Origin of the sequence: Bacillus sp. H1a (assembly GCF_000633475.1) — a bacterium.
GTDB classification, from domain to species: domain Bacteria; phylum Bacillota; class Bacilli; order Bacillales; family Bacillaceae_G; genus Bacillus_A; species Bacillus_A paramycoides.
In genome coordinates, this window is sequence record NZ_AYMH01000054.1 from 71729 (window position 1) to 91264 (window position 19536).

General features: G+C 35.6%; 16 protein-coding genes and 3 pseudogenes. 12 read left to right on the forward strand and 7 right to left on the reverse strand.

The window, feature by feature from the left end:
- Positions 1 to 623 precede the first annotated feature (623 nt).
- Positions 624 to 747: pseudogene (locus tag U860_RS36615) on the forward strand (L-serine ammonia-lyase, iron-sulfur-dependent, subunit alpha); the annotation flags it as partial.
- Between the two features lie 124 nt (positions 748 to 871).
- Positions 872 to 2191, forward strand: coding sequence for an aromatic amino acid transport family protein (locus U860_RS0123940; RefSeq protein WP_025150496.1), 1320 nt, complete (start codon positions 872 to 874; stop codon positions 2189 to 2191).
- Positions 2192 to 2445: 254 nt separating this feature from the next.
- Here U860_RS0123940 and U860_RS0123945 read toward each other — a convergent pair whose 3' ends face one another.
- The gene (locus U860_RS0123945; protein ID WP_025150497.1) at positions 2446 to 3408 is read right to left on the reverse strand and encodes an HTH domain-containing protein; all 963 of its coding nucleotides are present in this window, start codon (positions 3406 to 3408) and stop codon (positions 2446 to 2448) included.
- Positions 3409 to 3516: 108 nt separating this feature from the next.
- On the opposite strand from U860_RS0123945, the gene U860_RS0123950 reads away from it, so the two are divergent.
- The 3 genes from U860_RS0123950 (at position 3517) to U860_RS0123960 (ending at position 5453) form a co-directional block, all read left to right on the forward strand.
- Positions 3517 to 3996, forward strand: coding sequence for a GyrI-like domain-containing protein (locus U860_RS0123950; RefSeq protein WP_025150498.1), 480 nt, complete (start codon positions 3517 to 3519; stop codon positions 3994 to 3996).
- 16 nt (positions 3997 to 4012) lie between these two features.
- Entirely contained in the window at positions 4013 to 4492 is a 480-nt protein-coding gene (locus tag U860_RS0123955; protein WP_033795475.1) for a hypothetical protein, read from the forward strand.
- A gap of 328 nt (positions 4493 to 4820) precedes the next feature.
- Complete coding sequence (locus tag U860_RS0123960) at positions 4821 to 5453, forward strand: LysE family translocator (RefSeq protein WP_025150500.1); 633 nt, start codon at positions 4821 to 4823, stop codon at positions 5451 to 5453.
- A gap of 338 nt (positions 5454 to 5791) precedes the next feature.
- On the opposite strand, the gene U860_RS0123965 is transcribed toward U860_RS0123960, so the two are convergent.
- Entirely contained in the window at positions 5792 to 6370 is a 579-nt protein-coding gene (locus U860_RS0123965; protein WP_025150501.1) for a TetR/AcrR family transcriptional regulator, read from the reverse strand.
- A 370-nt stretch (positions 6371 to 6740) separates the two neighbouring features.
- Between U860_RS0123965 and U860_RS0123975 the strand changes: the two genes are divergently transcribed.
- The 3 genes and pseudogenes from U860_RS0123975 (at position 6741) to U860_RS0123980 (ending at position 9881) form a co-directional block, all read left to right on the forward strand.
- Positions 6741 to 7931 carry an MFS transporter gene (locus U860_RS0123975; protein WP_025150502.1) on the forward strand — a complete coding sequence of 397 codons (1191 nt, stop codon included), beginning with the start codon at positions 6741 to 6743 and terminating at the stop codon, positions 7929 to 7931.
- A 446-nt stretch (positions 7932 to 8377) separates the two neighbouring features.
- Positions 8378 to 8782, forward strand: a pseudogene (locus tag U860_RS34070) (MarR family transcriptional regulator).
- A 220-nt stretch (positions 8783 to 9002) separates the two neighbouring features.
- Positions 9003 to 9881: a LysR family transcriptional regulator gene (locus tag U860_RS0123980; RefSeq protein ID WP_025150503.1), complete on the forward strand. Its 879-nt coding sequence runs from the start codon at positions 9003 to 9005 to the stop codon at positions 9879 to 9881.
- 181 nt (positions 9882 to 10062) lie between these two features.
- Here the strand turns inward: U860_RS0123980 and U860_RS0123985 are convergent, their stop codons facing one another.
- The 5 genes from U860_RS0123985 to ycaC form a co-directional block, all read right to left on the reverse strand.
- Positions 10063 to 11154, reverse strand: a complete 1092-nt coding sequence (locus U860_RS0123985) for a low temperature requirement protein A (RefSeq protein ID WP_025150504.1) — start codon at positions 11152 to 11154, stop codon at positions 10063 to 10065.
- A gap of 440 nt (positions 11155 to 11594) precedes the next feature.
- The gene (locus tag U860_RS0123990; RefSeq protein ID WP_025150505.1) at positions 11595 to 13430 is read right to left on the reverse strand and encodes an amidohydrolase; all 1836 of its coding nucleotides are present in this window, start codon (positions 13428 to 13430) and stop codon (positions 11595 to 11597) included.
- A gap of 13 nt (positions 13431 to 13443) precedes the next feature.
- Positions 13444 to 14037: an antibiotic biosynthesis monooxygenase gene (locus tag U860_RS0123995; RefSeq protein WP_025150506.1), complete on the reverse strand. Its 594-nt coding sequence runs from the start codon at positions 14035 to 14037 to the stop codon at positions 13444 to 13446.
- A complete protein-coding gene (locus tag U860_RS0124000) occupies positions 14034 to 14678 on the reverse strand; it encodes a hydrolase (protein WP_025150507.1) in 645 nt (214 codons plus the stop codon). The genes U860_RS0123995 and U860_RS0124000 overlap by 4 nt, the downstream gene beginning before the upstream one ends.
- Positions 14679 to 14875: 197 nt before the next feature.
- Complete coding sequence (gene ycaC, locus U860_RS0124005; RefSeq protein ID WP_029953068.1) at positions 14876 to 15520, reverse strand: isochorismate family cysteine hydrolase YcaC; 645 nt, start codon at positions 15518 to 15520, stop codon at positions 14876 to 14878.
- Positions 15521 to 15949: 429 nt separating this feature from the next.
- Between ycaC and U860_RS0124015 the strand changes: the two genes are divergently transcribed.
- The 4 genes and pseudogenes from U860_RS0124015 to U860_RS0124025 all read left to right on the forward strand — a co-directional run.
- Positions 15950 to 16786 (forward strand): alpha/beta hydrolase, encoded by an 837-nt coding sequence (locus U860_RS0124015; protein ID WP_025150509.1) that lies wholly within the window; start codon positions 15950 to 15952, stop codon positions 16784 to 16786.
- A 726-nt stretch (positions 16787 to 17512) separates the two neighbouring features.
- The gene (locus U860_RS0124020) at positions 17513 to 18274 is read left to right on the forward strand and encodes a glycosyltransferase (RefSeq protein WP_025150510.1); all 762 of its coding nucleotides are present in this window, start codon (positions 17513 to 17515) and stop codon (positions 18272 to 18274) included.
- Positions 18255 to 18442, forward strand: a pseudogene (locus U860_RS36620) (hypothetical protein); the annotation flags it as partial. The gene U860_RS0124020 and the pseudogene U860_RS36620, both read left to right, overlap by 20 nt.
- A 678-nt stretch (positions 18443 to 19120) precedes the next feature.
- The coding region (locus U860_RS0124025; RefSeq protein ID WP_025150511.1) for a sigma factor at positions 19121 to 19536 on the forward strand (416 nt) is incomplete at its 3' end.

Consider the following 19536-nt stretch of genomic DNA (forward strand, 5'->3'; position numbering starts at 1 on the left):
TTTATGTAATTATGCATATTTAGATAAAACTACACTTAATAAATATTACATATTGTAAAAGATATCCTGTGGAGTTATTCTTTTAAAAGGCGTAACATGTCAATCATTATAGAAGTTGTGGTGGCTCCTTGGGGGAGAAGTTCCTTTTTTCTGAAAAATGAATATAAATTCATTATATGTAATAAATATTCGCTAAAATAATTTTATGTTTTCTTAATTTATTTCTTTACATCTGCATTGATCATTTAGTATAACAGTTTTCACTTCTAAAATAAGGTACTTCAACAAAGGAGAATATAAGTATCTTTATAACGAGTTCCTAATATAATCAATGTGTTAACAAAAGGAACTCTGTATTATTTTTGCTTTTCTACCGACTAATACAGCTTCAAACGATGGACACAATTGCTACATACCACTTGGAATTAATTATCTATTCATAATTCTGATTATTCAATCTTTCTAAAAATAAAAAAACATTAGACTCGTAAATATTAACGTTATAATGAGGGCGTCGAGAGGTAATCTATTACCGACGGAGAAAATATCAAACATTTTAAAATTGGACAGAATGACACGATTACTTTAAGAAAGGTGTGTGCTTAGAAGGGGGATTTATTCAAAATAGTTCAGCAGCAGTGGACATCGCATTAGCTAGCGTAAACAATATCATAACTGCTGGCGAAGTTATTGAAACGATGTATAGGGTTGGTTGGAGCATAAATGCCTCGCAAATTAAGAGAGACAGACAGGTTTAGGTGGAATCGTTTACAGTATGGAGAATTTTGTAAGCGATTCATTTTTCAAAAATGGTCTATGTTCCTAAGCCTAAAAAGAGACGTAAGAATAGGATACAAGGGGGAATAATTATATGAATGGGAATACTGCAAAAAATATAGAATTTCAAGCTGAAAATACTGCAGTAAAAAATGAGGAATATCTAGATCCTAAAAAGTGGCATAAACAAGATACTACCTGGGCATTGAGCCTTTTTGGAACAGCAATTGGAGCAGGAGTACTCTTTTTACCTATTAATGCAGGTTCAGGTGGTTTATTATCATTACTGTTAATTACCATACTTGCATATCCTGTTATGTATTATTCACATAGGGCGCTTGCTAAAATGATATACGCTTCAAATTCTGCTGATGAGGGGATTACAGGCACGATAAGAGAGTATTTCGGAAATAAGGCAAGTATCATTTTTAACATAGTATATTTCGTCTCAATTTATACGATCGTGTTGATGTATTCGGTTGCACTTACAAATACTGCGAGTAGTTTTATGGTGCATCAATTGCACATGCAGGAGCCTCCAAGGGCCATTTTATCGCTTGTATTAGTACTCGGTCTTATCGCTATACTAAATTTTGGTCAAGATATCACTGTAAAGATAATGAGCATGCTAGTATATCCTTTCATAGCTTCTCTACTTTTTATCGCAATATCTTTAATTCCACAGTGGAATACGTCAATGCTTAGTTTTTCAAGTGTTTCTACTGCTTCAACAGGAACAGGATATTTTGGAACGATATGGATGATACTACCAATCATAGTGTTCTCGTTTAATCATTCTCCTATGATTTCGTCATTCGTTATGAAACAGAGAGCTACGTATGGAATAGACGCTACTGATGCCAAGTGTGCTCAAATACAAAAAGTTTGTTATATCATGACATTCGTTGTTGTTATGTTCTTTGTTTGGAGCAGTACTTTAAGTTTGACTCCAGATGATCTTAAGGTGGCAAAAGAACAGAACTTGTCAATCCTATCCTATCTTGCTAATGAGCTTAATTCTCCTGTAATCACTATTGCAGCTCCTATCATTGCGTTTGTGGCTATTACAAAGTCTTTCCTTGGCCATTATATAGGAGCGTATGAGGTAATGCGTGACATGATTATCAAGTCCGGTAAAAAACGTGGGAAAGATATAGGAGAAAAAACAGTTAAGACAATGATTCTTACTTTTGTCGTATTAACATGCTGGTATGTTGCTTATGCAAATCCAAGTATTCTTGGAATCATTGATGCCCTTAGCGGTCCATTAGTTGCTGCTATTTTATGTCTATTACCAATGTATGCAATTCGTAAAGTACCAGTACTAGCTAAATATAGAGGGAAAGCGAGCAATGTATTTGTCATTGTTATAGGTATCCTTACTGTCCTAGCAAGTATTAAGTCATTATTCTAATTCACTATTGTTTGTTTTAGTGCAAAAATAGTGGGATATGAAAAAAGAACGAAAGAGATTATGGATAAGATAAATCCACATTCGAAACTTAAACAAGCAATTTAATGAGGGTTAAACTCTAATATAAAAAGACATGAACTAAGATTAGTTCATGTCTTTTTTGTGTTGGCGTTATTACTAGAAAAGCGTTTAAAGCAGCCGTAGCGAATAAAATGGTTTTACTAGGTATTTGAATAGAAGTAACTGGTCACTGCTTATGGGCAGTATAAACATAATCTCTCTTGTAAACCTTCTAACACTTCTTCAGGCACTTCCCTGATTTTGATATCTTTACCTAGGAAAAGTAGCCAATTTGTTATTTCTGTTAATTCGTCGAGATTGTTAACATTGATAAAAGTCTTTAGAATGGCTGTGGATTGATAAGGATTTGTATAGGAAATAGAAATTTTTAAAGGATGGTATTTTTTGAACTGGGCAATCGCTTTTGGACCAAGTTCAAGTACAAGGTTGATTGCTTCGTCTTTCTTACTTAGTTTTTCTAAAATCTTTTTCTTACTTAATCTCTTTTTCGTCTTATAGGGCTCGACATTAATGAGATGATCGACAAGAAACATCTTCTTTTTTTCTTCTTTTATGTCAAAGCCTTCAATTATCCAATGGCTTTTTTCTTGATAAAGGTGTAGTAGATAAATTGGATAAGACTTGATCACATTCTCTTCTTTTAGGGTGATCAATAAATGGCTATCCAAAAGAAGGATTTGGATGAGTTTTTCTAACATAGGGTGGGGGAGGTCAGAAAGCTCAAGTAGGTCGGGATTGTGGGGATTAGTCCCTTCAAAAAGCAAGATTTGATTTAAAAGAACAAGGTCATCCTGCTGGATTTCTGAGATGAGTCCCAGTATTTTTTCGGCTAAAGATTGACGACTCTTTAGATAGGGGAGTTGTTGATTTCTTGTAGCCATAAAGGCAATAAAAAGAGCTTTAACCTCATTATCAGTAAAGCGAACAACGGGCAGGATAGAGTTATGCATAACAAAATATCCCCCAGCCCTTCCAACTTCAGCGACAAGTGGCATCCCCATGGCTTCAATTTCTCTAATGTCTCTAATAGCTGTCGATCGTGAGATGTTAAATTCTCGTATGATTTCAGAAATTGTAAAGTGGGAGCGGTTGTTGATATACCGCATGAGGGTATTAATCCGTTCAACTTTTTTCATTTTGGTCTCCTAAACAGTATCATTTTTTGACATGATTTAAGGATATTATAAACTCATCAGATGAAAAGATAAATCGTTTGATTAATAAAAAAGAGGAAGGTTTTGAATATGAAAAATTATACTTTAGAAGAAAAAGATAGCTTTATTGTTTTAGGTATTGGAACTGAACTTAAGAGCGAATACACAGACTTTGCTGGAATAAATAAAGAAAAGGAAGACTTTTGGTGGGCCGTTAAACAAGATGGAAGGCTGGATACTTTAAAAGCTATAGCTACAAATGATTACATTTTTTCCGTGAGCGAAGCGGTAAATAACAAGATGATGTATTATGCTGGTGTCATGACAGAGGAAACGATACAAGAAGAATCTAGAGTTATCCAGTTTCCTATGGGAGAATACCTAGTAGTTAAGGGGGAAGGCAAGACAGCTGAGGAGTTAAGTAATAAGCTTACTGGAATTGCCTTTGGTCAAGTCTTACGAGAAGCGAAGGAGTTTGCCTATGTTGGAGGGCCAAATACAACGGTTGAGATGGGACAGCGAAACGGCTTAGTTTTTGGTGAAATGTGGATTCCAGTTGTTAGGAAGTAAAGAGTTAAAAGGAGAGATGGAATTGTCCAATATCGTAGATTTTAAAAATGTAACTACAGCTGGCTTAGAGTCTTCACCTGTAGCAGAAGCGCTTGCTGGTTTACGTGCCCATGAGGCCCGTTACTTTATGAACAAATACAAGTATGAATTTACGGTTGTACCAGCTAGTGAAAGTAAGGAGAATCTTGATTATGTGAACCGCATTTTGAAAGAAGAGCGTAATATTGAGTTTGCGGCGAAACCTATAGAAACATCTTGTTTTCAAGTGGAAAATATTAAATTTACCTACGTCTTTTATGAGGATGGTCTTGCAGTCAACGTCATGTATACATTGGATAACCCGAAGAAGCGGGCTGTCGGATTTAAGCTTTCTGAAGGAATGGAGATACCAAAGGAGTTAGAAGAGAAGTTTAAGTTTGCTAGGCAGAAGTCTAAATTAGCTGGAACAATTCGGGGGTCTTTTTTTGTAATAAAAGGAGAATATAGTGTAAGTTAAAGAACCTAGTCGTTTGTTTTATTTTAACAGGCGCGATTATGGAAGGTGTGGCTAACGATCTTGAATTGTTAGCCTTTTTTATATTGTTCAAAATAGCGTACATTGTTATTAAGCTAAGAACATGCAAAATTTTATACAGACCTCAGCTAATCCAGTAACAAATAAGAACCGAATGTAAAAAAATGAACAAAGTCATAGAAAGAGAAAGAGACAGGGATCTGCCTTTTCTTTACTACCGATAATAGTACGTAATGTTAATCTTTTCTCTCCACACTCGTGATAAAATGAACGATAAGAAATTTATGTAAGATAAAAGGGGGGAAGATACATGGTCAGTTTTAGTACTTTGCTAGCTTTTGCACTTGTTTCACTTAGCATGGTTTGTTCACCTGGGCCTAACATGATTTATCTCATTTCTCGCTCGATTACGCAGGGGCGTATGGCAGGATTCATTTCTCTTTTGGGTATCATGCTTGGCTTCATAATTTATATAATCGCAACAATGTTCGGACTTACAGCTCTTTTCCTTGCTGTTCCCGCTGTCTATGAAGCAGTCAAGTGGGCAGGTGCCGCTTACTTGCTCTGGCTCGCCTGGAATTCGATTAAGCCTGGGGCTACATCTATTATGGAACCTCGTACTATTTCTATTGAGCCACCACGGAAATTATTTCTAATGGGACTCATGACTAATCTTCTGAATCCCAAGATTGCTATTTTATATGTATCACTTTTACCTCAATTTGAAGATCCTGAGAAGGGATCGTTACTTCTACAAGGTGCAGTTTTGGGCTTTACGCAAATAACGGTTAGCTTTATCGTCAATCTCCTAATTGTGTTTACAGCAAGTAGAGTTGCCAAGTGGTTTGGCACACGCCCAACGTGGCTGCGAGTGCAGCGTTGGCTTATGGCAAGCGTCTTGACAGGTCTTGCGGTACGTCTTGCTTTTGAACGTCGTCAGTAAGAGCATCCCTAAAAAAATGACTATCTTTTTAAAACGATTGTAAGGGAAACAAAAATTATGTCAAAAGTAAAGCCAGCCTACTGTATGGTTTTACTTTTGACTAGCGTTTTCGTATAATATAATATCCCTCAATACTCTCTAAAGTTACACAATCCCATCCATTAATATGATTGGAAACCCAGTTTCTCGGTCAGGTATAGATTCAAAAAGTTCTCTTCGATTCTCCTGTGGTCGATATCGCTCAGCTATATTAAAGTGAAGAAAGGTTATGATGGTTTATATCGAGAGAGTGGAGAATCGGCAATTTCATGGTAAACAAAGGTTTGTTCTAATGTTATTTAGGTCAATCGGATTCCTTCAAATGCATTCATCACTAAATGATGGACATAGGAATCATCCAACTTTTCACCGGTTACTAGCAATCGATAGAAAATGGGTCCGTAAATTAGATCAATGCTTAATTCAACATCGAGGTTTTCTTTCAATTCTCCTCTTTGAATTCCCTTCTCCAGAAGTTGCTTTGCTTGCAGTCGACGGGGCTGGAAATATCGAGTACGATATTCCTCTGCCAGTTTTGAATCAAATTGTCCTTCGCCTACTAACTCATTAATAATGGTCCCTTCCCGACTTGTCAAAAAACTGGCTAAACTCGTGGCGTGTATTACGATATCATTAAATGACGAGCCTGTATCAGGTATAGGCAATCTGGCTGCGGCAGCGGAAAGAAAACCATCCATTACCACAGCAGCCTTATTAGGCCACCATTTATAAATCGTAGCTTTGCTAACTTTAGCACGATCTGCAATTTTATCGACTGTGACTGCTTTAAAACCGTTTTCCAGCAATAACTCATAGGATGCGGAAAGGATAGACCTTTGGGTTTCGATATTACGTGGTCGTCCTCTTTTTCCTTGCACATTAATCATTCCTTTCAAGAACATAAACTATACGTTTAGTATACTTAATATGAATAAAAAGTAAAATAGACTATTTACAAAACTGAACGTTTAGTATATTATTTTTGTTAATTAATAAACTAAACGTTCAGTTTATTAATTAACAAGGAGTTTTGTGATGGTAAACGATGCAGCGAAGTCCAAAGCTTCGTTACATCATTTACTAAAAAATACTTAGAAAAAGGGAGTGAAAGAGTGGGGAAATTGAACCTTTTAAAAGAAGAATTGAAAGTGGTTCAATTTCAACTTAGTACAATGACCGATAATATCGCAGAAGCTTTTGCCAAGATGATTTAGTAATTCCGAAATAAAAGTATGGGAGGAGTTAGTTATGTCTAATTTTAAAAATCAAGCAATTAATAAGGAAATTTCAGGGGGGTTAACCATTCTTCTAGCAATTGCATGTGGTATCATTGTGGCTAATCTTTATTATGCACAGCCTTTGATTGGGGTAATTAGTAATGTAATAGGGCTTTCTAATAGCAGCGCTGGCTTAATTGTTACGCTAACCCAGATTGGATATGTTGTCGGCTTACTATTTCTTGTACCTTTGGGGGATATTGTTGAGAATCGAAAGTTGATAGTTATATTGTTATTTCTAAGTGCAGTTGCCCTAACTGCCACAGTTTTTGCAAAGCATGGAATCTTGTTCTTAGTAGCTTCATTCTTTATCGGATTGGGATCGGTCGCGGCTCAAGTGCTCGTACCTTTTGCATCATACCTTTCATCGGAAGAGGCACGCGGTCGCGTAGTTGGCAATGTCATGAGTGGTCTGTTATTAGGTATTATGCTTTCACGTCCGATATCAAGTCTAGTAGCTGATATCTGGGGGTGGAATGCAATATTTACTTTGTCTGCTACCGTAATCGTTGTCTTGGCGATTATATTATTAAAATTACTTCCTACTAGGAAACCAACGACAAGAACAAACTATATCGCCTTACTTAGTTCAATGTGGCAACTGCTGCGAATTACTCCAATCTTACGTCGTCGCGCAATTTATCATGCGTGTGTATTTGGGACTTTCAGTTTATTCTGGACCACTGTGCCGTTATTATTGTCTAGTCCTACTTTTCATTTTTCTCAGACAGCTATAGCACTATATGCACTTGTCGGAATTACAGGGGCAATAGCTGCACCGATAGGTGGTCGCTTAGCTGATCTTGGATGGACACGACCCGCCACTGGGATAGCTCTCACTGTTGTCATCGTTGCTTTATTATTACCACTCATTATTCAAAGTAGTTCGCCTATCGGAATAGCTATTCTAGTAATTTCAGCTATTCTACTAGACATGGGAGTATCAGCAAACCTTGTGCTAAGTCAACGTTTGATTTTCTCTTTGGAGCCAGAAATTCGTAGTCGCTTAAATGGATTATTCATGGCTATTTTCTTTTTGGGTGGTGCTGTTGGATCCTCTATCGGAGGATGGGCATACGCCTCAGGTGGATGGAGTGCAGCATTATGGGTGGGAATCGCTTTTCCGACCATAGCACTGCTTTATTTCGCCACTGAGAAATAGTTCTATAATCAAATTTAAACAGTCAGGATTCGTCTGACTGCTTATTCATTGGTATGTCCGAGCTTTAGAGATTAATTGCGATTGTTTTGAGGTTTTAGCGCCAGAGCCAGATTTTTTGTCACTATCGCTGAAAGGGGACCAAACTCACCGTGTAAAATGTGTCTGAACTCTAGTTAGACTATGATAAAAAAAGAGCTTATGGTAGAAAACAAGCTCTCATTAAAAGAAATAACGTAATTGAGATATCTATATATTAACAATTGGTTTATTACGATTCAACATGTCTCATATTGAGAAATAAATTATAAGAGGTTTGATAAAACTAAAGTGAATTATTGACATAATATTTTGACGGTAATATAATAAATCTCGAATTCAAGATAATTTGCAAAAGATTGGTAATTATGATCATGATTTATGATGAGAACTTATCTTGAAAGTTATTTTTGGTATTACCAAGGGCAGTATAATCAATCACAAAGCGTATTGAAGAAAATATAAAAAGTTATGAACTTATTCCAACTGAATTTGCAGTTCCTGAGTTACTTACTATACAGTAAAGGCGATTAGCCTATAAAAAAATTGGAGAAAAACTATTACTTGCAAGTAGCAGTATTACGTATGTAGTTGTGATGTTGGAAAAGAAGAGGTTCTTAATAAGAAAACTATGTCCTAAAGACCGCCGTGTCACGTATGCGTCAATTACTTCAGAAGACATTGAATTGATGGATACTATTTTCCCTCAGCATAAAGAGGCGATTAGGTAAATATTTGGTGGTTTAGGCTTTGGTGAGAAAAAAGTGATAATTGAACAGTTGAGAAAATTAGGATATTACGTGCGAGAACTATAAATTTTCAGACATATATCTCGAACTAGTAATATCCTAATTAAATATAAATTAAATAAATAAGGGGAGGGAAATCAATAAATGTAGTCATTTAATGGTATCCAAAATAAAGAAATCATGGGATTACAATTCATATAAACAGGAAAGATAGTTGTTAAGCCAATGCATACATAGTGTTCTTTTAAGTGTGAATCCTTCATAAAAAGGAGAGTGGATATCAAGAATGGAATTACGTCATTTAGAGTATTTTATTCAAGTTTGTAATAATGGTAGTTTTACTAAAGCTGCGGAAGTTCTAGGTATTTCACAGCCGACTTTAAGTCAACAAATACGTGTGTTAGAAGGTGAACTTGATACACCTTTATTTCATCGAGTTGGAAGAGGTATCAAAATTACAGAAGCAGGTAAGTTGCTGTTTGATAAAGGGAGATTTATCATGCAACAATTTGATGAGGTCTATAATGAAATTTTTGAATTAAAGGGTGTAAAAAGAGGTGTGATTACTATAGGAGGTTTATTAGAAGATCTCACTTATTTAACACCTTATATTATGAAGTTTCAACAACATTATCCCAACATCGTAGTAAAAATTATAGAATCAGAAGTTGCTGTAAATCAAATCATTGACAAAAATATTGATATAGGGATCACACGTAGTGCTCAAATCCCAGACACATTAACAAGCACCCTTTTGTATAGCGAAGATCTCGTCCTTGTAATTCCAAAAAATCATCCTTTGAATGAAAAATCATTTGTTTCTTTTCGAGAATTAGCAGGGCTGAGTAGAATAATGGTTTCATGTAGTTGTCGTGAATCAATTAAGATATATTGTGAAAGTTTAGGGTTATCTTTATCTGAAGCAAATATAGAAACAAAATCTTCTATTTCTCTATTGAGCCTTGTATGCAATGGACATGGGGTTGCCATAATACCACTCTCACTGGTTGATTTTGTTAATAATGATTCCTTGAGCATAGTTCGTATTGTTGATCCAACACCAAGTCAAGATATTAATCTTATTCACTTTGATGATAAATTTTTAAGTTTTGCAGCACGTATCTTTATGCAGAAGTTAAATGATCCTGAAAAAGTATCAGTATAATAGAAACATTAATGATTCTAGTACGAAAAAATCAGAAAAATCGAAAGTAATCTATAAATCTTGGGATGAGACCTACATTAAAGTCAAAGGCAGTGGATTTAATGTCAAATGTAAAAGTTACCAACACATATATATATAAACCAGTATTATAGTTTGATACTGGTTTATTTGATGCTTTTATTTATGTAGTTGTTAATTTAGCATAGATGATAAAAAATAGAGTTAATTGTCCTATTATCACAATATTTGGTACTACTATAATCAAATTTATAACAAAAAAGATTGCTAAAATCCCTAAAAACAAGCATAAATGATAAATTTTCAAACGGTGTTGTTCAAACCTGTATTGATGAAAAACAATTGTAGTTGACAGGAAATAGAGCAATACAGAACCAAAAACAAAATATAGGATAAAAGAATAATAGACCTCATGTAAAAATAATAGTCTAATGGATGCTGCAACCATACTCAAAGACATTAAAATAAACAGATGACCGTAAATTATAATTTGACCGGAAGTTTGTCTAGACTTGTCGAGTTTCTTCTCCATGTTATCGAAATATTGCCACCACATCGAAATAATGAGGATAAATGAAATGATCGCAAAGCTTATTGAATCCCAATTTCCTTGTTTAGGTTGAATGACCACAAGAGTGCTTATAAGAGCTTCCCCAAAGAGAATAATGGAAAATAGACCAAATCTCTCTAACAAGTGAGCTGTATTTGTCGGAACCTTTTCTAAACACTTTCTTCCAAGCAGTGGGACAATAATATCGATAAGAATTCCTAAATACAACGCAGCATATCGAATCCAAGAATCAAAAAAGACGGATAATAATGAAATACCGATTCCAATCCAAAAATATCTTCCTAAAAAGAGTGCTGCTTTTTTTCGAGCTCCCTCTTCTATACGCTGGACAACAAGATATTGGATTGCAGTCACGGCCCTTAATCCAATATAGCCAATTAAAAAAGAAAGATAATAAGGATCAAAATCAGCTGATAAGCTTGATGTCATTATTAGGACAAAAAACATTTGCAGGATCAAAAAGATTCGTTGATGAAATAAATCTTTTCCAAACCGGTTAACAAAGATGGTTTGCCCTACCCAAGACCACCAAATCGGAATAAAAATTAAGACAAACTTTACTAAATACTCTGCATGGATATGACCATCCTCAACATGAAGTAAAACATGAGTCGCAGCCGTCACCGCCGCCACAAATAACAAATCATAAAAGAGTTCTAACCAGGTCACTTTCTTTTCTTCCATTTCTGCACTCCCTTCTTATAGTTAATAGTACGCTAGAAATATGTGGTGATTGAAAGAAGGAATAATATAGAAAATAGGTAAGTCTTTTTTATTAAATATTACTCCAATTTTAATAAAACAAGAGAAAACAAATCCTTCAGGTTTCTTATTTGCATCCCTTGGTATAAAATAGGAGATTAAGATAGCGGATATAAAAAGGGCAGGCTTTGCAAGGAGAGAAGTCTGCCAGAAACAAGTCAAGTTAATCAATCAACTCTTCGGTCTTACCGCATAGTAATAGATTACGTTAGGGATACACTGCTATTTCGAATCTACATATTATTTGCACCAGAGCCCATATTACTATTATGATCTTAATACCATTACTATTTGGCTCCGTCTTCGGCCCCAAACCCTTATTGTAGAAAGAAAACCACCGACATTATACCGGTGGTTCGGACTTAGAAAGCAAAGCAAGTACAACCAATACCCCATTTAGTTCCATCTTTTCCTATTACGGTATGAGTGTGTTGATGGAGAGGGTTACTGCAACTATGTAATTTGTGATCATGGGTATCGTGAGAAAGTATATTGTGGGCTAGGTTAGCACCACCATAACCATAAACTCCCGTCGGTGCCCAATCAGGTGATGCTGGCGGCAATTCAGGTGATAAATTTTTAAATTCATCATTTCCATAAACAACCTGCCCACCCATAATGGTGAGTAATGATTCAAGGTCTTTGATTTCTTCTTCTGGTACAGTAAAGTAGTCAGCAGATAATACAGCAATATCAGCAAACTGACCTACTGCAAGGGTTCCCTTTTTACCTTCGTCACCAGAGAACCACGCACTTCCTTTGGAATATAGTTCCAGGGCTACTTTTCTGTCAAGTTTATTTTTTTCATCGTATATCGAAAGACCACCAATAGTTTTTCCGGCAACCATCCAGTAAAGAGCAACCCAAGGGTTATAGCTGGAAACCCTGGTTGCATCACTACCGGCGCCAACAGGTATACCCAGGTCTAGCATACGATAAGTCGGAGGAGTTCGCTTTGCAGCTTCCTTTCCGTATAAATCAACAAAGTATTCACCTTGGAAAGCCATGCGGTCTTGGATGGCAATACCCCCATTTAAAGCCTTAACACGTTCCATGCTACGATCTGAGATTGTTTCTGCATGGTCAAACCACCAGCGTAGACCATTAAAAGGAATTTCTCTGTTGACTTCCTCAAAAACATTTAAGAAACGTGTTATTGACTCGTCATAAGTTGCATGTAAACGGAATGGCCAACGGTTTTCCACCAATAGAGAAATTACTTTCTTTAAGTCAGCTTCCATCATCGTAGCTAGTTCGGGCCGCGGCATTTGAAATTTTTCAAAATCGGCTGCAGAGAATACTAACATTTCTCCGGCACCATTCATTTTATACTTATCATTTCCTTGACCCGGAGAAACAATTTTTGCCCATGAAGCAAAGTCTTCATATTCATGATTTGGATTTTGCGTAAATAGATTATACGCAATACGTAAAGTTAATTGTTCCTTCTCGGCTAAATGTTCAACAACTTTGTAATCATCAGGATAATTTTGGAACCCACCACCTGCGTCAATGGCACTTGTAATACCTAATCTATTTAATTCGCGCATAAAATGGCGAGTTGAGTTAATCTGGTCATCAAAATTAAGTATTGGAGCTCTACCCAAACTTGAATAAAGAATAGAAGCGTTAGGATTGGCAATTAAAAGCCCCGTTGGATTACCTCGTTTATCCCGCTCAATTAAACAGCCTGGAGGGTCTGGGGTATCTTTTGTGTATCCCAGTGCACGCAGCCCTGCACGATTTACAAGTGCTCTATCGTAAAGATGTAGCACAAAGACAGGCGTGTCTTCAGAAACAGCATTAATCTCTTCCAAAGTTGGCATCCGTCTCTCTTTAAATTGAAATTCAGACCAACCTCCAACTACTCTTACCCACTGAGGAGCAGGTGTACGCCTTGCTTGCTCTCTGAGCATTTCCAGAGCAATAGCAAGTGATGGCACACCTTCCCAGCGCAATTCCATATTATAATGAAGACCTCCACGAATAACGTGTATATGAGAGTCATTCAAGCCCGGAATAGCTCTCTTTCTTTTAAGGTCTATTTTTTTGGTTTTTTCTGTGGCACTATCAAGAAGCTCATCTCCACCTACTGCAGTGACTAAACCATCAGTTATGGCGATAGCCGATACCTCAGGGTGAGATGGGTCAAGGGTAGTGATTTTTCCGTTATATAAGATCATATCCGGTAAATTCATGTTCACACCTCATCTACTTCCTATTATTCTGTAACCATGGATGAAATATTTTACCGAGAACCGGCATAACTACCCATGATAGTAAGGACACTATACATACAGAAACAAAAAAAGCTGACATAATAGGATTCATATTTTTTATAATAGGTCCTATCACTTTAGGAACCAACATGCTAAGAGGCCATACACCCAGAAGGGTAACAATAGACATTTTCCATTTTGGCGGTGGAACTGGCGTTTTCGGAGTAACAAACCAATAAGCCAAACTGCTTTCAGTTTTGTAAGTTGGATTAGTGGCTTGAAATTGTTCTGCCTTTTTTAACAATTCTCGACGAATATCTGATTCTTGCCAAGTACGTAGATGCTCATACGTATCAAAGCGAAAAATAACAGTATACTCCCTGGATCCGTTATTGGGGACTATTAGATTTACGCCTAAATGCCCTGGAAATTTAGTAGCGGCAGCTTCGATTTCATGTCTCCATGTTTCAAACTGTTTTTCTCTACCTTCTTGAATTTCCCATATAACAATCGTTGTTACTGGACCGCCAGCATCCATCGTGTTCACTGTATGAGTTTCTCTGCCAGCTACTGCTTCTTGTTTCATATTTTCCTGCTTGGAAGCGCGCCATGCACCATAGTATATGCGTATTCTACGCCTTGACCATAAGCACCAGTGTGTTCCTTTACAATTTCCATTACAGCATCATAAGTGTCTTTGTGTGCCCAGTCACGTTGGTATTCAAGTAAAACTTGAATTGCTGTCACTGGAATTGCACCAGCTTGTTCTACACGACGCATAGCAGCGTTATGTGCTGTCAAACTAGTACCACCTGAAGCATCATCAACTGCATAAACCTCATAGCCAGCTTTAATTGCTTCAAGCACAGGGAATGCAAGGCAAACTTCAGTCCAAAGTGCTGCAAATATTAATTTCTTTCTACCCGTTGCTTTAACTGCCTCAACAAATTTGGGATCTTCCCAAGAGTTCATTGAACTACGTTCTATAATTTCATGGTTTGGGAATATGTCAAGAATTTGTGGCCAAAAATAACCAGAAAAGCTGCGTGTTTCAACTGTAGTAAGAATAGTAGGTACGTTAAAAGTTTTTGCTGATTTAGCAAGCAGCATAACGTTATTCATCAATGTTTGTCTGTCAATACTTGCAACTCCAAAAGTCATTTGAGGCTGAAAATCGATCAAAATTAATGCACTGTTCTCAGGATTTAACAATTCTAAATTACTCATAATAAAACGCTCCTTTTTTAATTGTTTCAAATTAAGTTCTTGAAAATAATTTATTTTCTGTTAATTTAAACTGTAATCGTAAAAATAAAAGCTTTGTTATACTGTTTAATTTAAAAGAGATTGCTGATTAAATCAGCGCTAAATTTATACTATCCACTTTAAAAAAAGTGATTTATAGCTATTTCTTAGGAATAAATTTATGCATTTTGTTTACTAAGATCTCGCTGAGCTCCCCTATAGCTTCCAATTATATTTTGATAACCTGGAAGATTACTAGCAAGCAAATTGCCAAAACCTTCGACATCGTTGCGCCAATCGCGTTGTAATTCGCACGCTACGCTAAACCAGTTCATAAGTTGTACGCCACTATGTGCCATACGCGTATTGGCAGCATCTGCAACTTGTTTACTGAAAGTTCCTGAAGCATCGGTAACAGCAAATACTTCATATCCAGCTTTTATAGCGGAAAGTGCCGGGAAAGCAACGCAAACATCCGTAACTACGCCCGCGATGATAAGTTGTTTTTTTCCAGTTTCTTCGATTGCTTTTACAAAATCATCATTATCCCATGCGTTAATTTGTCCAGGTCGAGCTATTTTTGGTGCGTGAGGAAAGAGATCAACCAATTCTTGCATTAAAGGTCCGTTAGGTCCGTTTTCAAAGCTTGTTGTTAAAATAACTGGTAAATCAAAAAACTTAGCAGTGTGAGCAAGAGCTAAAACATTGTTCTTGAATTCATCAACACCATAGTCACGTACTAGTCCGGACATAAGACCAGTTTGATGATCTACTAAAAGAACGACAGCATCATCTTTGTTAATACGAGAATAGAGATCAGCCATTATGTATTCCTCTTTTCGTTATATTAGTTATAGCAGCATTCACAGAACATGAAGCGCTATACAAATTTATAGTATTTGAAAACCAATTCATTAATCAATTCTAAATTATCTATAATTCGTATAGATGGTAACTATAGTTATTTTTACCATAAAATTGATTGGTTTTACCTATACATTCTATAGATAGAACAATATTGATAGTCACCTATTTTTGTTATTAGAATTGAATATGAGGAATGTTCAGCAATTATTTCATGATGAAAAAGGTATTAGATGGGGAATTGTTACAAAAACAGAAAATGAATTCATCGGAACAATAGAGTTTCATGCTTAGAGTCCACAACATAAACGTGCATAAATAGGTTACGAGATTCATTTGGATTATTGAAGAAAAGGATATATATCAAAATAATTTTTGGAGGTAGAAGAATGGCAAAAATTACTGTAGGAACCGAAAATCAAACACCTATTGAGTTATATTATGAGGATCATGGTACAGGGAAGCCGGTAGTACTAATTCACGGTTGGCCATTAAGCGGTCGATCATGGGAATACCAAGTTCCTGCTCTCGTTGAGGCTGGATACAGAGTCATAACTTATGACCGTCGAGGGTTCGGAAAATCTTCTCAGCCATGGAACGGTTATGACTATGATACGTTTGCTACTGATTTACATCTGTTACTAGAGCATATGGATCTCCAAGATGTCACACTGGTCGGATTTTCAATGGGGGGTGGAGAAGTAGCTCGCTATATTGGAAACTATGGAACAAATAGAGTAGAAAAGGCTGTATTTGCAGGAGCTGTACCACCATTTCTTTACAAGTCAGCAGATCATCCTGAGGGAGTATTAGATGATGCAGCAATTCAAGGATTTGAAAATGGAGTAAAAAATGATCGCCTAGCATTTCTTGATGAGTTTACGAGAGGATTTTTTGCTGCTGGAGATCGAACTGACTTAGTCAGTGAACCATTCCGACTTTACAATAGGGATATTGCAGCGGGTGCATCGCCTAAAGGAACACTAGATTGTATTGCTGCTTTCAGCAAAACGGACTTCAGAGGAGATTTAGTCAAGTTTAATATACCTACCCTTGTTATTCATGGTGATTCAGATGCAACTGTTCCATTTGAATATAGTGGGAAGCTAACACATGAAGCAATTCCTAATTCTAAGGTAGCTTTAATAAAGGGTGGTCCACATGGGTTAAATGCAACACATGCCAAAGAATTTAATGAAGCACTGCTATCATTTCTAAAGGACTGATTACAAATGAATAGTTGTTAACTGATAGCAGAGGGGCATTTTACCTTCCCTGAAAAGGTTGTTGGTAAGCGACTAGTTACACTCTTAAATATCCAACTTTTATCATAGTAAAGAAAAAACGTTATCTTTTTATATTGTTGCAAGAAAAGATAACGTTTTTTTAGTTGAAAATAATGCAACAATTACGATGTTTGGCGGTCTGAACAACCTTATCATGGTAAGCAGCTATAGCATTTTGGGAATGGTTTTTGGTTGGGTGTACCAGAATCTAGGATTACAATATGCGATGATTGCGCACGCTTTGGGACAGGGTATTCATCATGTTATTTTGGTATACTTCCCACTTTAGTAATAATAAAGGGTTAATACAGGCATCATATCATATGTAAACATAGCATGCACATTTAATAGAAGAGGTAAAAAAACGCTATTCTTCCTGTATATTTATACAGAGAGAATAACGTTTTTTCGTTTTGGGGGCACTATGAAATTCAAACTTAATAGCGATGTGGCTACCTCTTTATAAACAAAAGAAATCCCTCTAAACGAATTAGAAGGGTTTCTTTTGTGTTCAGTTTATATACATTCCATGTAGAATCATTGAGATACACTAATCCACTACAATTTATATAATAGTTTACCTTCAGTTTCTATAATATAACCTAATAAATGTTAATATATGTTATGTATAATAGATATTTTCTTTATAAAATAAGGGGGAATATTATGACTGAAACAAACGAATCTTCAGGAGTCAATCTAGAAAAAGATGTGAAGTTTTCTATTATAATCCCTGCACACAATGAAGAAAAGTACATTAGAAAATGTTTAGATTCAATTGCAAAGGCATCAGAGGCATATAAAGATCAAACTGAAGTCATAGTTGTTTTAAATCGTTGCACAGATAAAACAGAGGAAATAGCAAAATCGTATAACTATATTACATTAAAAAATAACGATAAAAACTTATCTAAAATCCGAAATGAAGGGGCTAAAATAGCTAGTGGAGAAATAATTATTACTATAGACGCTGATACCCAAATGACAGAGTCTATGTTGTCTAATGTAGATAAATATTTAGCCTCAGGTAAATACATTGGGGGTGGGGTAACTGGGAAGTTTGAAAGAATATCTTTAGGAATATTCCTTTCCGCAATGTTAATAATAATCCCCTTACTTTTTAAATATGGAGCTATATCTGTAGGGATTTTTTGGTGCTATAAAAAAGACTTTATGGCAATCAACGGATTTAATGAAAATATGCTTATGGCAGAAGATGCAGATTTCGCTAAACGGTTAAAAGAATTGGGAAAGCAAAATAATAAGAAATTCGGTACAATTAAAAATGGAATGATAACTTCATGCAGAAGATTTGATAAATATGGAGACTGGGCTTTACTTAAAAATCCAAAAGTAATCTTAGCCTATCTAAAAGGAAATGATAAAAAATATGCAGATAAAACCTATTATGATAACCAAGAAAGATAACAATGGAGAAAATCGGCAGGGAATAGTGAGAACAGCTGATACTATTTTAGATACATTGAGAAACCAACTTGTACGGTTTTAGTGGATGGGTGGCCGATAAAATCTTGTATCATGTTTGCAATAGAAGTAACAGAAAAAAGGATAACTACAATTAAAGGCTTATATGATTAACCTTAGTTATAAAAAATTAATAAATATAACAAGAAAACCATCAATTTGATTAATCTTTTTTCAAATTGATGGTTTTTATTTTTGAAATAAATAGCTATTTTATAAAAAATGTTTTTTTGACCCCCATAAATTTTTTTGTTCCTTCGAATATATATAGTAAAGAAAATGGAAGAAAAATGATTATGAAAAAACACGATTAAAAAGCAATTTTACACAAGAAACATTAGAAAAAAGCGACAGAAGACTTAGGAAAGTAAGATAAGATTTTGGCAAAGAAGAAAAAGAAGCAATGAAAGTAAAAGTACACATTGAAAATAACATTGAAGCATTAATAAAATTGCTAGATTAAACGGGGAATCCGAAAGCAAAAGCTGAAATTACCAAAAATATAGAGAAGAGTTATTCAAAGATTGCAGCTAAAATAGAAAAAGAGCAAGCAAAACAAGCGGACGCTATTGCGAAAGAGAATAAGAAGGTAGATCAAAATGCGGATTTAATCCTAGCACAAACAGAAAAGAATAATCATTAAGAAAACGGTGAAAAAAGTCGGCCTCGAAAAATATGAGCAACAGCAAGAAGACAAGCCAAAAAAAGTACTAAGAAAATGTGGTTAAATGGTCACTTGTTTAGTGACCATTTTGCTATTTGAAGCAGAAGGAGGCAGGGAGATTACTAGTGTTGAGTTTAGTAATGAAGATCTTAAAAAAAACGAAAATAGAAGATATCGTATATAACATACAAAACAACGGAGGAGATAAGGACGCTTTTATCGTACAGTATCAGCCTTTTATTAGAAAATCAATTTCGTCTGTCTGCCGCCGATATATTACAGAACAGGATGATGAATATAGCATTGGATTGTTTGCGTTTAACGAAGCAATTGAACAGTATTCATATAAAAAAGGAAAATCTTTTCTAGCGTTTGCTGATCTTCTTATAAAAAGAGATGTAATTGACTATATACGCAAGGAGTCTAAGCATAATCTTGTCTTTTTAAAAGAAGATGAGCAAGAGGAAATGTTAGAAATGCAAGTATCGCTTACGGAGTATATGAAAGAGATGGAAAATAGTAACCGTAAGGAGGAAATTCT

Coding starts and splice junctions, on each gene's coding strand:
- U860_RS0123940 (WP_025150496.1), top strand. CDS start 872: ATGAATGGGAATACTGCAAAAAATATAGAATTTCAAGCTGAAAATACT.
- U860_RS0123945 (WP_025150497.1), bottom strand. CDS start 3,408: ATGAAAAAAGTTGAACGGATTAATACCCTCATGCGGTATATCAACAAC.
- U860_RS0123950 (WP_025150498.1), top strand. CDS start 3,517: ATGAAAAATTATACTTTAGAAGAAAAAGATAGCTTTATTGTTTTAGGT.
- U860_RS0123955 (WP_033795475.1), top strand. CDS start 4,013: ATGGAATTGTCCAATATCGTAGATTTTAAAAATGTAACTACAGCTGGC.
- U860_RS0123960 (WP_025150500.1), top strand. CDS start 4,821: ATGGTCAGTTTTAGTACTTTGCTAGCTTTTGCACTTGTTTCACTTAGC.
- U860_RS0123975 (WP_025150502.1), top strand. CDS start 6,741: ATGTCTAATTTTAAAAATCAAGCAATTAATAAGGAAATTTCAGGGGGG.
- U860_RS0123980 (WP_025150503.1), top strand. CDS start 9,003: ATGGAATTACGTCATTTAGAGTATTTTATTCAAGTTTGTAATAATGGT.
- U860_RS0123985 (WP_025150504.1), bottom strand. CDS start 11,154: ATGGAAGAAAAGAAAGTGACCTGGTTAGAACTCTTTTATGATTTGTTA.
- U860_RS0123990 (WP_025150505.1), bottom strand. CDS start 13,430: ATGAATTTACCGGATATGATCTTATATAACGGAAAAATCACTACCCTT.
- U860_RS0123995 (WP_025150506.1), bottom strand. CDS start 14,037: ATGAAACAAGAAGCAGTAGCTGGCAGAGAAACTCATACAGTGAACACG.
- U860_RS0124000 (WP_025150507.1), bottom strand. CDS start 14,678: ATGAGTAATTTAGAATTGTTAAATCCTGAGAACAGTGCATTAATTTTG.
- ycaC (WP_029953068.1), bottom strand. CDS start 15,520: ATGGCTGATCTCTATTCTCGTATTAACAAAGATGATGCTGTCGTTCTT.
- U860_RS0124015 (WP_025150509.1), top strand. CDS start 15,950: ATGGCAAAAATTACTGTAGGAACCGAAAATCAAACACCTATTGAGTTA.
- U860_RS0124020 (WP_025150510.1), top strand. CDS start 17,513: ATGACTGAAACAAACGAATCTTCAGGAGTCAATCTAGAAAAAGATGTG.